Source organism: Geobacillus sp. C56-T3 (assembly GCF_000092445.1).
Lineage (GTDB): Bacteria > Bacillota > Bacilli > Bacillales > Anoxybacillaceae > Geobacillus > Geobacillus thermoleovorans.
On record NC_014206.1, the window covers coordinates 972,587 to 988,358 of the forward strand.

The following is a 15,772-nucleotide window of genomic DNA, read 5'->3' on the forward strand; positions in this document are numbered from 1 at the left end:
TTGCAGCTTCAATTTTAATCGATTAAAAAGGTGATTCAACCCTATGGCCAATGAACAAGTGCTGACAGCGGAGCAAGTGTTTGAACGAGCGAGCTGCTATTTGTCGGAGCAGGATGTCGCCTTTTTGAAAAAGGCGTACGAGTTTGCCAAACACGCCCACCGCGACCAATTCCGGAAATCGGGCGAACCATACATCATCCACCCGATTCAAGTCGCGGGCATTTTGGTGGACTTAAAGATGGACGCGACAACGATCGCCGCCGGGTTTTTGCATGATGTCATCGAAGACACCGAGGCGACAAAAGAAGACCTTGAGCGCGAGTTCGGCGCGGAAGTGGCGATGCTTGTCGACGGGGTGACGAAGCTTGGAAAAATTAAATATAAATCGCAGGAAGAACAGCAGGCAGAAAACCACCGGAAAATGTTTTTGGCCATGGCGCAAGATATCCGGGTCATTTTGATCAAGCTCGCCGACCGGCTGCACAATATGCGGACATTGAAACATTTGCCGGCCGAAAAACAGCGGCGCATTGCCAATGAGACGCTCGAAATTTTTGCTCCGCTCGCGCATCGGCTCGGCATTTCGAAAATCAAATGGGAGCTTGAGGATACGGCGCTTCGCTATTTAAACCCGCAGCAATATTACCGCATCGTCAATTTAATGAAGAAAAAGCGGGCTGAGCGCGAGCAATATTTGGAGGAAGTCATTCAAGAAGTGCGCGAACGGCTCAACGAAGTGCATATTCCTTGCGAAATTTCCGGGCGTCCGAAACATATTTACAGCATTTATCGTAAAATGGTGATGCAAAATAAACAGTTTAACGAAATTTACGATTTGCTCGCTGTCCGCATCATCGTCAACAGCATCAAAGACTGCTACGCTGTATTGGGGATTATTCATACATGTTGGAAACCGATGCCCGGGCGCTTTAAAGACTACATCGCCATGCCGAAGCCGAACATGTACCAATCGCTCCATACGACGGTGATCGGCCCAAAAGGCGAGCCGCTTGAGGTGCAAATCCGCACATTTGAAATGCACCAAATCGCCGAATTCGGGATTGCTGCCCACTGGGCGTACAAAGAAGGAAAGACGATCAAGCCGAACTCGTTTGAAGAAAAGCTGTCTTGGTTTCGGGAAATTTTGGAATGGCAAAACGACGCGAGCAATGCCGAAGAGTTCATGGAATCGCTCAAGATGGATTTGTTTTCCGACATGGTGTTCGTCTTCACGCCAAAGGGCGATGTCATCGAGCTGCCGGCCGGATCGGTGCCAATCGATTTCGCTTACCGCATCCATTCGGAAATCGGCAACAAGACGATCGGAGCGAAAGTGAACGGCAAAATGGTGCCGCTTGATTACAAGCTGCAAACGGGCGACATCGTCGAAATTTTAACTTCCAATCATTCGTACGGTCCCAGCCAAGACTGGCTGAAACTGGCGAAAACGTCGCAGGCGCGCAACAAAATCCGCCAGTTTTTCAAAAAGCAACGGCGCGAAGAAAACATCGAAAAAGGCAAAGAGATGGTGGAAAAAGAGGTGCGCAGCCTCGGCTTTGAGCCGAAAGAAGTGATGACGGCGGACAACGTAAAGCGCGTCGCCGAAAAGTTCAACTTCTCGAACGAAGACGATATGTATGCGGCAGTCGGCTATCATGGCATCACAGCGGCGCAAATCGCCCATCGGTTGACGGAAAAATGGCGGAAGCAGCGCGATCTCGAGGAACAGCAGCGCAAACTGGCCGAAGCGGTCTTCGAAGCTAAGCTGCCGGCTGGAAAAAAACGCGACTGCGGCATTCGCGTCCAAGGAATGGACAACTTGCTCATCCGTTTGTCGCGCTGCTGCAACCCGGTGCCGGGCGATGAAATTATCGGCTTCATTACCCGCGGCCGCGGCATTTCCGTCCACCGCGCCGATTGCCCGAACGTCAAGACCGAAGAAGCGGCCGATCGGTTGATTGCCGTAGAATGGGAAAGCGGGGCAAACGGCGAGCGCGAATATAACGTGGACATTGAGATCACCGGATTTGACCGCCGCGGTTTGCTGAATGAGGTGCTGCAGGCGGTCAATGAAACGCGAACAGACATTTCCGCCGTTTCGGGACGCTCCGATCACCGCCATAAAATCGCGACGATCCATATGACGATCGCCATTCATAATTTGAGCCACTTGCAAAAAGTGGTCGATCGAATCAAGCAAATTCCCGACATTTATTCCGTCCAGCGCTTGATGAACAACTAAGGGCGGCGAAAGGAGGAAGGCGAGTGAGAGCGGTCATCCAGCGGGCGAAAGAGGCCAAAGTCACCGTCGACGGCGAGACGGTCGGAGCGATCGATGCCGGGCTTGTCGTCCTTCTTGGCGTCACACACGAGGACACGGAGGACGATGCTGCCTATTTGGCTGAGAAAATCGCTCATTTGCGTATTTTTGAAGATGAAGACGGAAAAATGAACCGCTCCTTGCTTGACGTCGGCGGGGCGGTGCTGTCGGTGTCGCAGTTCACCCTTTACGGCGACTGCCGAAAAGGCCGGCGCCCGAACTTTATGGCGGCGGCAAAGCCCGACCATGCCTTGCCGCTGTATGAGGCGTTCAACGCCGCTTTGCGCGAAAGAGGCGTTCATGTAGAAACCGGCGTATTCGGTGCGATGATGGACGTATCGCTCACAAACGACGGGCCGGTCACCTTGATCATCGACAGCAGCGAGAAACCGGGAAACCGATGAAGTTTCCCGGTTTCTTTTTTATTTTCGGCGAAAAATGGGAAAGATGAAAACAGTGTGGATGATCAAGGAAAGGAGGAAGGAGGATGCGGCAAGCGGACAAGAGTGAGCAGGCGCATCGGGCGGACGATGTGTTGTCCGTGGACTTTCATGAATGGATGCGTCTTCAATCGGAGTACAGCGCCTTTGAACTAGCATCTGAGTTTGGTGTGCTCCCTCATGGTGTGCAAAGGCTGAAAAAACAGCAGTTTCGCCCGTAATGGCACGGACCATATTTCGCTTTAAGGAACTGAAAATACAAGCGTGTGAGGAGGTCGAGTATGCGGCGCTGAGCGCGGCTTGACGATGTTTGTCGGCGAGTCTAGAAGGCCGGTGAAAAACAACCATTTCCCTTAAACCGATGATTCTTGAGTGGCGAGAAGAGGAACGATAAGGTTGCTCAACTTGAAAAGCGGCATGATTGCACTGCATTTTCTGTTCAATCACCAGCCTTCCAGAAAGAATTTTGAGCGTATATGTTGACAAATGCAAACATGCTATACGATAATAAGTTTTGTATTAAAATAATTATAAAATAACAGATCCAGGAGGTAGATGAAGCAATGTCTCTGGTAGGAAAGAAAGTGCAGCCGTTCCGCGCCCAAGCGTATCACAACGGCGAATTCATCGAAGTGACAGAGCAAGACTTCATGGGGAAATGGAGCATCGTTTGCTTCTATCCAGCGGACTTTACGTTCGTCTGCCCGACAGAGCTCGAAGATTTGCAAGACCACTACGCGACGTTCAAAGAACTTGGCGTGGAAGTGTACTCGGTTTCGACCGACACCCACTTTACGCATAAAGCATGGCACGATACATCCCCAGCCATCGGCAAAATCGAATACGTGATGATCGGCGATCCTTCGCATCAACTGTCGCGCATGTTTGATGTGCTCGATGAAGAACAAGGATTGGCGCAGCGCGGCACGTTCATCATTGACCCAGACGGCGTCATTCAAGCGGTGGAAATCAATGCGGACGGCATCGGCCGCAACGCCAGCACGCTGATTGATAAAATTAAAGCGGCTCAATACGTGCGCAACCATCCTGGTGAAGTCTGCCCGGCGAAATGGAAAGAAGGAGCGGAAACACTGAAGCCAAGCTTGGATCTCGTCGGCAAAATTTAAGGAGGCTTAGGCGATGCTGTTGGATGCTGACATCAAGGCGCAACTAGCTCAGTATTTGCAATTGCTTGAAAATGATATTGTCTTGACGGTAAGCGCGGGAGACGACAACGTTTCCCGCGATATGCTTGCTTTAATCGATGAATTAACGGCGATGTCGCCGAAAATCAAAGTGGAAAAAGCGAAGCTGGAACGAACGCCAAGCTTCAGCGTCAATCGGGTCGGCGAAAACACCGGCATCACCTTCGCCGGCGTGCCGCTCGGCCATGAATTTACGTCCCTCGTTTTGGCGCTGCTTCAAGTGAGCGGGCGGCCGCCGAAAGTCAGCCAAGACGTCGTGGACCGCATTCAACAAATCAGGGGCAAACATCATTTTGAAACGTACGTCAGCTTGACTTGCCACAACTGCCCGGACGTCGTGCAAGCGCTCAACATCATGAGCGTGTTAAACCCGAACATTTCGCATACGATGATCGACGGGGCGGCGTTTAAAGAAGAAGCGGAGCAAAAAGGGATTATGGCCGTACCGACGGTGTTTTTAAACGGCAAACTGTTCGCGAGCGGCCGCATGTCGCTTGAAGATATCCTCGCCAAATTAGGGAGTGCTCCGGACGCTTCTTCCTTCGCCGACAAAGAGCCGTTTGATGTGCTGGTGATCGGCGGCGGCCCTGCAGGTGCGACAGCAGCCATTTACGCAGCGCGCAAAGGCATTCGCACTGGCATTGTCGCGGAGCGCTTCGGCGGACAAATTTTAGATACGCTCGGCATTGAAAACTTTATCAGCGTCAAATATACGGAAGGACCGAAGCTTGCGGCCAGCATTGAAGAACATGTAAAGCAATACAACGTCGACATCATGAGCTCGCAGCGGGCAAAACGGCTCGAGAAAAAAGACTTGATTGAAGTCGAGCTGGAAAACGGCGCTGTGTTGAAAAGCAAAACCGTTGTCATCGCAACGGGCGCCCGTTGGCGCAACCTTGGCGTGCCGGGCGAGGAAGAGTTCAAAAACAAAGGGGTCGCCTATTGCCCGCACTGCGACGGCCCGCTGTTCGAAGGGAAGCACGTGGCGGTCATCGGCGGCGGGAACTCTGGAGTCGAAGCAGCGATTGACCTCGCTGGCATCGCCAGCCATGTGACGCTGCTGGAGTTCGCCCCTGAACTCAAGGCGGATGCTGTTTTGCAAGATCGTTTGTACAGCTTGCCGAACGTAACGGTGATTAAAAACGCGCAAACGACGGAAATCACCGGCACGGACAAAGTCAACGGCTTGACGTACATTGACCGGGAAACAGGAGAAGAACATCATATCGAATTGCAGGGCGTGTTCGTGCAAATCGGCCTTGTTCCGAACACCGAATGGTTGGAAGGAACGGTGGAACGGAATCGCTTCGGTGAAATCATTGTTGATAAACGCGGCGCAACGAACATTGAAGGCGTCTTTGCCGCAGGCGACTGCACGGACAGCGCCTATAAGCAAATTATTATCTCGATGGGCTCGGGTGCAACCGCGGCGTTAAGCGCGTTTGATTATTTGATTCGCCATTAAGAGGGCCGAAGGTGGACCGCCTCTTCGATCCCATGGAGGGGCGGTTCAACGAGTCGGCTCTCTTTTTTTAACATCTTTCCGAAAGAAGTCTCCCACTTTGAAGCGAAGTGAAAGTGGGAGATGAATGTCGGTTGGCGTCAGCCAACGAATAGGATAGAATATGGCTAGAACGGACACCTTCGGAACGAAGGGAAGCGTAAAGGGTTCTTGTGTGTGGCTTACCGTTCGGCGAACACACACAAGTCGCTTGAAGCCCCCATCTCTAAGCGAAGCGTAGGTGGTGGGTAGTTCACACAAGGTGAAAAATGTGATGAGACATCAAAGTTTTTCTCTTTGCGAAAAACCATGGATCACACCGCTAGGACAACTTGACAAACGGCCGAGATTGTCCGTAATATAAAATTACATCTTTCTCATACGGAACAACCGATGATGGAGAAAAGTAGTTAAGGCCCACATGGCCAGAGAGGAAACGCCCAAGGCTGCGAGCGTTTCTCCATGATGGCTTAACGAAAGACACTCCGTAGGTTTCCCTTTGAACGCGCTTTGCGCCAGTAAAGGGGAACGTGTGCCATGCGTTAATGGCGACAAGCGGAAGCCGGATCGGCTTCAATTAGGGTGGCACCGCGGGAATGACGCTCTCGTCCCTATCGATGACAGGGACAAGGGCGTTTTATTTTGGGCAAAGGAGGATGAGCATGGCTTTTCAAATTCCAAGAGGGACACAAGATGTGCTGCCAGGGGACACGGAAAAATGGCAATATGTCGAGCACATTGCCCGCAGCCTCTGCAGCCGGTATGGGTATCAGGAAATCCGGACGCCGATTTTCGAGCATACGGAGCTTTTTTTGCGCGGCGTGGGGGATACAACGGACATTGTGCAAAAAGAAATGTACACGTTCGAAGACAAAGGGGGGCGCGCGCTGACGCTCCGCCCGGAAGGAACGGCGCCGGTTGTCAGAGCGTTTGTCGAGCATAAGCTGTACGGCAGTCCGAACCAGCCGCTGAAATTGTATTACAGCGGGCCGATGTTTCGCTACGAGCGTCCGGAAGCGGGACGGTTCCGCCAGTTCGTCCAGTTCGGCGTCGAGGCGCTCGGCAGCAGCGATCCGGCGATTGACGCCGAGGTGATGGCGCTAGCGATGCATATTTACGAAGCGCTTGGCTTAAAACGGATCCGGCTTGTCATCAACAGCTTGGGCGACCTTGACAGCCGCCGGGCGCACCGAGAGGCGCTTGTTCGCCATTTTTCAAGCCGCATCCACGAGCTGTGCCCGGACTGCCAGACGAGGCTTCATACGAATCCGCTCCGCATTCTCGACTGCAAAAAAGACCGCGATCATGAGCTGATGGCGACGGCGCCGTCGATTTTGGATTATTTGAACGAAGACTCGCGTGCTTATTTTGAAAAAGTCAAACAATATTTAACTAACCTTGGCATTCCGTTTGTCATTGATTCGCGTCTTGTGCGCGGACTTGATTACTACAATCATACGACGTTCGAAATTATGAGCGAAGCGGAAGGATTTGGCGCGGCGGCGACGCTGTGCGGCGGCGGGCGTTACAACGGGCTTGTCCAAGAAATCGGCGGTCCGGAGACGCCGGGCATCGGCTTTGCCTTGAGCATCGAGCGGCTGTTGGCCGCCCTTGACGCCGAAGGTGTGGAATTGCCGGTGGAGAGCGGGCTTGACTGCTATGTCGTCGCTGTCGGTGAGCGGGCGAAAGACGAGGCGGTCCGCCTCGTTTATGCATTGCGCCGCTTTGGATTGAGGGTCGATCAAGATTATTTGGGCCGAAAATTGAAGGCGCAGCTGAAGGCCGCCGACCGGCTTGGGGCATCGTTTGTCGCCATTATCGGCGATGAAGAACTCGAGAGACAGGAAGCGGCGGTAAAGCATATGGCGAGCGGCGAGCAAACGAATGTACCGCTCGGCGAGTTGGCGCACTTTTTGCATGAACGGATCGGGAAGGAGGAGTGAGCGAATGGAACGGACGTATTATTGCGGAGAAGTGCCGGAAACGGCCGTCGGCGAGCGCGTCGTGCTCAAAGGCTGGGTGCAAAAGCGCCGCGACTTAGGCGGCCTCATTTTCATTGACTTGCGCGACCGAACGGGCATCGTCCAAGTTGTCGCCAGCCCGGACGTGTCGGCTGAAGCGCTGGCGGCAGCGGAGCGCGTGCGGAGCGAATACGTTTTAAGCGTCGAAGGAACGGTCGTCGCCCGCGCTCCGGAGACGGTCAATCCGAACATCGCAACCGGCCGCATTGAAATTCAGGCGGAACGAATCGAGATCATCAACGAGGCAAAAACGCCGCCGTTTTCGATTTCCGATGACACGGATGCGGCGGAAGACGTGCGCTTAAAATATCGGTATTTGGATTTGCGCCGCCCAGTCATGTTTCAAACACTGGCGCTTCGCCACAAAATCACAAAGACGGTGCGCGACTTTTTGGATAGCGAACGCTTTTTGGAAATTGAAACGCCGATGTTGACGAAAAGCACGCCGGAAGGGGCGCGTGACTATTTGGTGCCAAGCCGCGTCCATCCGGGCGAATTTTACGCCTTGCCGCAGTCGCCGCAAATTTTTAAGCAGCTGCTCATGGTCGGCGGCGTGGAACGGTACTACCAAATCGCCCGTTGCTTCCGTGACGAGGATTTGCGCGCCGACCGCCAGCCGGAATTTACGCAAATCGACATCGAAATGTCGTTTATCGAACAAGAGGATATTATCGATTTAACCGAACGGATGATGGCTGCCGTCGTGAAAGCGGCAAAAGGGATCGACATCCCGCGCCCGTTTCCGCGCATCACGTATGACGAGGCGATGAGCCGCTACGGCTCGGACAAGCCGGATATACGCTTTGGCCTCGAGCTCGTCGACGTATCGGAAATCGTTCGTGATTCAGCGTTTCAAGTGTTCGCCCGCGCCGTCAAAGAAGGAGGCCAAGTGAAGGCGATCAACGCGAAAGGCGCTGCCCCTCGCTATTCGCGTAAAGATATTGACGCCTTAGGAGAATTTGCCGGCCGCTACGGGGCGAAAGGGCTCGCCTGGCTGAAAGCGGAAGGCGAAGAGCTGAAAGGACCGATCGCCAAGTTTTTCACCGATGAGGAACAGGCGGCGCTGCGTCGAGCGCTTGCTGTCGAAGACGGAGATTTGCTTTTGTTTGTCGCCGACGAAAAAGCGATCGTCGCCGCGGCGCTCGGCGCGTTGCGGCTGAAGCTTGGCAAGGAGCTCGGCTTGATCGACGAAGCGAAGCTCGCGTTTTTGTGGGTGACGGATTGGCCGCTTTTGGAGTATGACGAAGAAGAAGGGCGCTATTACGCCGCTCACCATCCGTTTACGATGCCGGTGCGCGACGACATTCCGCTGCTTGAGACAAACCCGGGCGCCGTCCGCGCGCAGGCGTACGACCTCGTCTTAAATGGCTATGAGCTTGGCGGCGGCTCGCTCCGCATTTTCGAGCGGGACGTGCAAGAAAAAATGTTCCGCGCCTTAGGGTTCAGTGAAGAAGAAGCGCGCCGTCAGTTCGGATTCTTGCTTGAGGCGTTTGAATACGGCACTCCGCCGCACGGCGGCATTGCGCTTGGCCTTGACCGGTTGGTGATGTTGCTCGCTGGGCGCATGAACTTGCGCGATACGATCGCGTTTCCGAAAACGGCGAGCGCGAGCTGCTTGCTTACCGAAGCGCCGGGGCCGGTCAGCGACAAGCAGCTCGAGGAGCTGCACTTGGCGGTTGTGCTTCCGGGAAACGAGTGACAGCGGCATCTGAAAAAGAAACGTTGGCAATAGGTGTTCACAAAGGCTGAAAAATGTGTTACAATCAAACTAACAACCGTCCTAATGTGTTCGTCGGATCACTGATCGTTTTGACCGAACAGTTTATGATCCGGGAGCTCGGGGTTTCCAAGCGGCGTGCACGCCTCTTCGTCACAGGGGAAGCGCAAACCTTGGAACAGGGCACCCACCTATGGGAGAGCGGGTTCAAAACGAAGGCATCGACGGCACGATTGGGACTGGCAACAGTAAGGAATCAACAACATTTCCCCTATGCGGATGGCCGCGTAGGGGTTTTGTTTTGCCAGCAAAATGCCGTTGCCTCTTTTGCTGTCTTGATGGTAGGATAAAAAGCGGCATAAACACCAATTTTGGAGCAAACGGAGAGGAGAACGATGCTGCATCAATTTTCCCGCAATGAACTCGCGATTGGCCCTGAAGGGTTGGAACGCTTAAAAAACGCCACCGTCGCCGTCCTTGGCGTCGGCGGCGTGGGGTCGTTCGCCGTCGAGGCGCTCGCCCGTTCCGGCATTGGCCGCTTGGTGCTTGTTGATCGCGATAACGTCGATATCACCAACATCAACCGGCAAATCCATGCGTTGCTCTCGACCATCGGGCGTCCGAAAGTGGAGCTCATGAAAGAGCGCATCGCCGACATCAACCCGGCGTGCGAGGTGATCGCTTTGCAAATGTTTTATACGGAAGAGACGTATGTGCAGTTTTTCGCCTATGATCTGGATTTTGTCATCGATGCGTCCGACACGATTGTGTACAAAGTGCATTTGATGAAACAATGCCTCAAGCGCGGCATTCCGATCATCTCCAGCATGGGTGCGGCGAACAAAATGGATCCGACCCGGTTCCGCATTGCCGATATTTCGAAAACACACACCGATCCGATCGCGAAAGTCATCCGCGCCAAGCTGCGCAAAGAAGGGATCCGCCGCGGCATTCCGGTCGTCTTTTCCGACGAGAAGCCGGTGAAAATCCGCGAAGATGTCCGCCAGGTTGTCGGCAATGACGCTTCGCCGATCCGCAAGGCGAAAATGCCGCCGTCTTCGAATGCTTTCGTTCCATCAGTTGCCGGGCTCATTATGGCTTCCTACGTGATAAATCGTCTATTAGAGGGAATTCCCATCAGGCGCGTTGGCGACGATTGAACTCTTCCACCTTCATCCTATTTCGCGCAGGAGACTCTCACTTCAACGACTAAAGGGAGTAAGTGGGAGAGGAATGCGCGTTCCCCCTTTCTTTTGTGGTATGATAGAATAAAGACGTGGAGAAAACCGTTCAATAAAGGCACTCCAATAACGGCTGCTCGATGTATGGAGTTGGTTGCAGGAAACGTTGCAACCGTCAAATATCGAGCGTAGGTCTGTCTGTTGTGTGTGGAAGCCAAGTACTGCCAACAGACACACCGAGAGAATCGGTAACGATGCAGGCATGACCTGCGTCGTTGGGCAGCTGTCAACCTGCCCCCTGATGCAACCCCAAATCAAGGAAGGAGGACGAGGTCCGTTTGCACTTCTGGGGAGTTGCAAGCCCCCACTTCAAGCGTTAGCGAAGTGGGGGTAGTTGACTTCGAACAAAATGGGAAGGCGAAGGTTCCTGTAAACATCCGGTGCATTCACCGGTTTGGTAGCGGGCGCTGTCCGTCGTTCCAGCGGTGAAAACGTGTCCCGATGCTTTGTTGGGGCACCTTCTTTTTTTATGAATGGGCGAGCGATTCGTTCGATCCGTTCGCCTCGGCGGCAAACAGCTGGGCAAGAGAGAAACGGTCGCCTTCTTCGGAAGCGAGCTGGCGGGCGCGGGCCATGATTTTCACGAGCGCCTCATAATCTTCTTGCACGGTGGTCTGCCTCGTTTCAAGGCGTTCGAGTTTTTGAGCAAGCTGTTCGTTCCGCGCCTGCCATTCCGCCCGCTCGCGTTTCAGGCGCTCGTTGTCTTGGCGGATCGCTTCCATCTCCTCGATGCCGCGCCGCAATGTTTGCAAAAATGAAATGCACTGCTCCAGTGTCAATGGGGCTGCTGGGAGAAAAGGCGATGACCCTTCGGCGCCGTCCCGTTCTCCAGAAGGACTCCAAGCAGCAACCGTATTGTCTTTTTGCCACTTTTTCATCATTTCGAGCGCCCGTTTCCGTTCTTTCCGCTGCTTTTTTGCCTGTTCGATCGCCTCAAGGTACCGTTTGCGCACCTCGGCGTTCCAACGGAATCCGCATGCTGCCGCTGTGCGGTGCAGTTGTCTCCCAACGACTTCAAAAGCGGCAAGTTGCGTTTTTCCTTCGCGTATATATTGCAGCACCGTTTCAGCCAACAGTACATCTTCTTCATGTGACCAAGCATCCTGTCTTGTTTTCATGTTGTCCACCCCATCAAATGGTAATGTTGATATGGTCATAGTTTTTCCGTTTGATTTCCACTTTAAACTTCACCCTTTTCATTTTTCCCATTTTCATGTATCATAGAAATAGTTTTGTATGACCGGTCAGTTCAAAATAATTAGACTGATTGGTCAAAATCGTGGGATGAGAGGTGGCATGATGACGTTTTTGACTAGGTTCAGTTTGAAAAATGCGGCAGCTGTGTTTGTATGTTCGTTTTTGCTCCTGTTTCTAGGACTGTATTCCTTCTCCTCCTTGAAGGTCGATTTGCTGCCGAACATTGAATTTCCCCAGTTGTCGATTGAAGCGGTCTATCCTGGGGCTTCTCCGCAAGACGTGAATGAGGAGGTCACGGCCAAGCTCGAGGAAAAACTGAAGTCCCTTGACGGGCTTAAGCAAATGCAGAGTTCGTCCTATGAAGGAATGGCTGTTATCAATCTTGAATTCCCGTTTCGGACAGATATGGAGAAAATGGAGCGGCAGGTCGAATCGCTCATTGATCAAGCAGGATTGCCCGATCATGTCCAAACGGAAGTCAATCGGTTTTCATTCGGTTCCATCCCGGTTTTCAACATTTCCTTGTTTGCCAAAAACGAAACCGATCTGCAAACGTTGCTGGAAACCGAAGTGATTCCAGAATTGAATAAAATCGACGGGGTGAATTCCGTTTCGATCGGTGGAGACAGCGAGCGCCTCATCCGGATCACAGTCGATCGGAAAAAGGCCGCTCAGGCGGGATTGACCTTGTCAGAGATTAAAAACCAAATCAATGAAAAGGTGTTGGCGTTCCCGGCTGGAACGTTGCAAACCGATACATGGCAAATTCCGGTTCGCGTCGAGGAAAAATTGAACACCATCCATGAGTTGAAAAATCTGAAACTCGTGCCGACAGCTGTTCCGATGGCGGTGAATGGATGGCAGCGCGTCTCTCCCGTGAAGCTTGGGGATATTGCGACGATTGAGGAAGTCAACGAACAAAGCGAATTCACCCGCTATAATTTGAAGCCATCGCTGTCGATGGCCGTGACGAAAAAACAAGATGCCAATACGATTGAAGTGGCAGACCAAGTGATCAAAGTGCTGAATTCCTACAAACATCAGTTTGATTATTCCATCGGGTTTGATTCGTCAGCTGGCATCAAACAATCCGTTGAATCGCTTGTCCGTGAAGGGCTGCTCGGGGCGCTGTTCGCTTCGTTGGCCGTCTTGCTCTTTTTGCGCAACGTTCGGGCGACTGTGATTGCCATCGTCTCGATTCCGCTCTCGCTGCTTGTATCGGCCATTTTTCTCAATCGTATGGATATTACCCTCAATGTCATGACGCTTGGCGGCATGGCCGTCGCCGTCGGCCGAGTCGTGGATGACAGCATTGTCGTGATCGAAAATATTTTCCGCCGCGTCCGCCGGGAGAAAACAGGCATGAGCGATGATTTAGTCGAGCAATCAACGAAAGAAATTGTCAAAGCGATTGTGTCCTCGACCATCACAACGGTTGTCGTCTTTTTGCCTCTCGGGCTTGTTGGGGGCATTACAGGGGAATTTTTCCTGCCTTTTGCCTTGACGATTACGTTTGCCCTGTTGGCCTCTTTGTTGGTGGCCGTGACGGTTGTGCCGATTTTAGCGAAATTTTCGTTCCGCCGTGTGCCGCCAGAGGAAAAAGAAGGAGCGCTTCAGCGTCTGTATGGCCGAATCATTGAATGGGCGCTCAACCATAAAGCGATTGTCTTTGTGTTGTCGGTTGTGCTATTGGTTGGTTCATTGGCGCTCGTGCCGAAACTTGGATTTACGTTTTTGCCGAACGAAGAGCAGAAAACGTTGGTGGCGAGCATTGAACTGCCGGCTTCCACATCGGTGGTCAAAACGAATGATGTGTCGTTGGAGATGGAAAAGATGTTTTTAAAACGAAGCGATGTCGAGAGCGTCACCGCCGCAGTGGGAAGCCGCGATTTCCGCACAGGATTGAAACGGCCCAATCAAGCCAGCTATTATATTCGATTAAAGGACAGCGCTGACACCGCGAAAACCGTGGCCGTTCTCGAAAAAGAAATGCGCCGCATCGCCAATCAGCTCGCGCCCGGGGCCAAATTGGGCGTGCAAGAGATGTCGAGCGGAGGGCCGCCAACGAATAATAACGTGAATATTGACTTATACTCCAATGACTTGGAGGCGCTCCAAACAGCAGCCAAACAGGTCGAGACGTATTTAAAACAACGCGATGATGTCAAAGATGTGACGAATAACTTGACGGAAAAGCAAAAACAAGTGATTGTCGCCATTGATCCGGAAAAGGCGGCCGCTTATGGCGTTTCGGGCATGCAATTGCTCGGGACGGTGGCCGATGCAACCAAACCGGTCGATGTGGGGACGCTGAAACTCGGTGGCAAGGATGAGCAAGTCGAACTTTCGTATGATGAAACGTTGGGATCGATCGATGAGTTGAAAGAGCTTCCGATCGTGACGAGAAACGGAGTGATTCCACTTTCAGCTGTCGCCGAAGTGAAAGAGGCGGACGTGTATACGTCCATTCAAAAGCTGGACGGAAAAGTGTTTGCCCGCGTATCCGCCCAGATTGTCGGCGACAACATTCAGGAAGTCACGAATGATATTTCGAAACATGTAAATGATTTGAAGATCCCATCCGATGTCACAGTGAAAACGGGCGGCGGAAGCGATGAGACGGTGCAGACGTTCCGCGAACTCGGTGTGGCCATGGCGGCGGCCATCGGGCTTGTGTATTTGACGATGCTGATTACATTTGGCAAAGTGCGGGTGCCGCTGATCATTTTATCTTCCCTTTTGTTTGTTCCCATCGGTTCGCTGTTTGCTTTGTATGTGGCCGATGAGCCGCTTTCCATCAGCGTCATGATCGGCTTGTTGATGCTCATTGGCATCGTGACGACCAATGCGATCGTGCTGGTGGATCGAATCGGGCAAAACCGCGAACAAAAACGGATGACGGTGCGAAGCGCCATCATTGAAGCCGGCAAAACACGGCTGCGGCCGATTTTAATGACAGCCTTTGCGACTGTGACAGCCCTCATTCCGCTTGCGCTGACGAATGAGGCCGGCACGTTGATTTCGAAAGGGCTGGCCATCACGGTCATCGGCGGCCTGACGTCGTCGACGTTATTGACGCTTGTGTTCATTCCTGCGATGTATGAGGCGTTTTTCTTCCGGACGGCAAAACGCGAACCGATGGCAAAATGACAGGGCTGGATGGCCGGATAACGGGCCGTCCGGCATTTTTTTTCATGGCAAGATCGACTATAATGGACATGAAGAAGGAGCAAGGAAGGCGAAAACATTGGGACGGAAAGAGGACATCATTGAAACGGCGATGAAATTATTCGCCGAAAAAGGCTATCACGCTGCCTCCATGCAGGAAATCGCCGAACGGAGCGGAGTAGCCAAAGGTTCGATTTACAATTATTTCAAATCAAAAGAAGAGTTGGCTGTATCGATTTTCCGCTACCATTATGAAGTCTTGTTTCACCAGCTTAAACAAATCGAGGCTGATCCCGCCTTAACTGCGCGCGAGCGGTTTTGCCGTCAGTTGACTGTACAAATCCAGCTGTTTGACGAACATAAAGAGCTGGTGCAAATGCAGTTGGGTGAACAAGCCGCGAAGGTGAGCCATGAGGTGCAGCATCTGGTGTTTCGCATCCGCGCCCATACGCTCCACTGGTATCGCCGGGCGATTGAAGACATATACGGCGAACAAGTGCGTCCCGTTTCGTTTGATTGCGCGACGATGCTCAACGGAATGCTGAAAGAATATCTGATTTACTTGGCGGTAGACCGAAAGCCGTTGCTTCCTGAGAAGCTTGCCCCCTTCTTGCTCGATCGGCTTGATGCCATCGTTGCCAGCCTGCTTGACGGCAAGATGGGGTTGCTCGATGAAACGATGATGGCGGATTACATGGCTGCGGCGACCCAAGAGCGGAGTCAATGGAAAGAACGGGCTATCAGCTGTTTAGAGCGCATGGCGGCGATGCGTCCGGTTGAAGACGATATTCTTCGCTCGCTGCGCTTATTGAAGGAAGAACTCGAGAAAGGGGAGACAGCTAGGCGGTTTATGGTGGAGGCGCTTCTGCTCTATTTGGCGAAATACTCGCTTCCGCTGTACAATGAGTTGAAGGAGGCCATTGAACGCTATTTTGATTAAAACCACCGCTCTTCCCACGGGG

General features: G+C 52.7%; 11 protein-coding genes, 1 other RNA gene and 1 other annotated feature. Of the genes, 11 read left to right on the top strand and 1 reads right to left on the bottom strand.

Annotated elements, in window-relative coordinates; all coding sequences use genetic code 11:
• The first annotated feature begins 43 nt into the window (after positions 1–43).
• From GC56T3_RS04940 to GC56T3_RS04980, 9 genes are all read left to right on the top strand, one after another.
• Positions 44–2,242, top strand: a complete 2,199-nt coding sequence (locus GC56T3_RS04940; protein ID WP_013144642.1) for a bifunctional (p)ppGpp synthetase/guanosine-3',5'-bis(diphosphate) 3'-pyrophosphohydrolase — start codon at positions 44–46, stop codon at positions 2,240–2,242.
• 23 nt (positions 2,243–2,265) lie between these two features.
• Positions 2,266–2,724 (top strand): D-aminoacyl-tRNA deacylase, encoded by a 459-nt coding sequence (gene dtd / locus GC56T3_RS04945; RefSeq protein ID WP_013144643.1) that lies wholly within the window; start codon positions 2,266–2,268, stop codon positions 2,722–2,724.
• Between the two features lie 83 nt (positions 2,725–2,807).
• A complete protein-coding gene (locus GC56T3_RS19575) occupies positions 2,808–2,981 on the top strand; it encodes a hypothetical protein (RefSeq protein ID WP_013144644.1) in 174 nt (57 codons plus the stop codon).
• 342 nt (positions 2,982–3,323) lie between these two features.
• Entirely contained in the window at positions 3,324–3,887 is a 564-nt protein-coding gene (gene ahpC / locus GC56T3_RS04955; protein WP_013144645.1) for an alkyl hydroperoxide reductase subunit C, read from the top strand.
• A gap of 13 nt (positions 3,888–3,900) precedes the next feature.
• Positions 3,901–5,430: an alkyl hydroperoxide reductase subunit F gene (gene ahpF / locus GC56T3_RS04960; RefSeq protein WP_013144646.1), complete on the top strand. Its 1,530-nt coding sequence runs from the start codon at positions 3,901–3,903 to the stop codon at positions 5,428–5,430.
• 420 nt (positions 5,431–5,850) lie between these two features.
• Positions 5,851–6,082, top strand: a binding site (T-box leader).
• Between the two features lie 46 nt (positions 6,083–6,128).
• Complete coding sequence (hisS, locus tag GC56T3_RS04965; protein ID WP_013144647.1) at positions 6,129–7,409, top strand: histidine--tRNA ligase; 1,281 nt, start codon at positions 6,129–6,131, stop codon at positions 7,407–7,409.
• Positions 7,410–7,413: 4 nt separating this feature from the next.
• Entirely contained in the window at positions 7,414–9,186 is a 1,773-nt protein-coding gene (aspS, locus tag GC56T3_RS04970; protein WP_013144648.1) for an aspartate--tRNA ligase, read from the top strand.
• Between the two features lie 75 nt (positions 9,187–9,261).
• Positions 9,262–9,448: non-coding RNA, 6S RNA (gene ssrS / locus GC56T3_RS18370), on the top strand.
• A gap of 151 nt (positions 9,449–9,599) precedes the next feature.
• Positions 9,600–10,364, top strand: coding sequence for a ThiF family adenylyltransferase (locus GC56T3_RS04980; protein ID WP_013144649.1), 765 nt, complete (start codon positions 9,600–9,602; stop codon positions 10,362–10,364).
• Between the two features lie 548 nt (positions 10,365–10,912).
• Here GC56T3_RS04980 and GC56T3_RS04985 read toward each other — a convergent pair.
• Positions 10,913–11,563 carry an RsfA family transcriptional regulator gene (locus GC56T3_RS04985; protein ID WP_013144650.1) on the bottom strand — a complete coding sequence of 217 codons (651 nt, stop codon included), beginning with the start codon at positions 11,561–11,563 and terminating at the stop codon, positions 10,913–10,915.
• 181 nt (positions 11,564–11,744) lie between these two features.
• Here GC56T3_RS04985 and GC56T3_RS04990 point away from each other — a divergent pair, with 181 nt between their 5' ends.
• Together GC56T3_RS04990 and GC56T3_RS04995 are read left to right on the top strand one after the other, a co-directional pair.
• Positions 11,745–14,792 (top strand): efflux RND transporter permease subunit, encoded by a 3,048-nt coding sequence (locus tag GC56T3_RS04990; protein WP_013144651.1) that lies wholly within the window; start codon positions 11,745–11,747, stop codon positions 14,790–14,792.
• 97 nt (positions 14,793–14,889) lie between these two features.
• Positions 14,890–15,750 carry a TetR/AcrR family transcriptional regulator gene (locus GC56T3_RS04995; protein ID WP_013144652.1) on the top strand — a complete coding sequence of 287 codons (861 nt, stop codon included), beginning with the start codon at positions 14,890–14,892 and terminating at the stop codon, positions 15,748–15,750.
• The last annotated feature ends 22 nt before the right edge of the window (positions 15,751–15,772 follow it).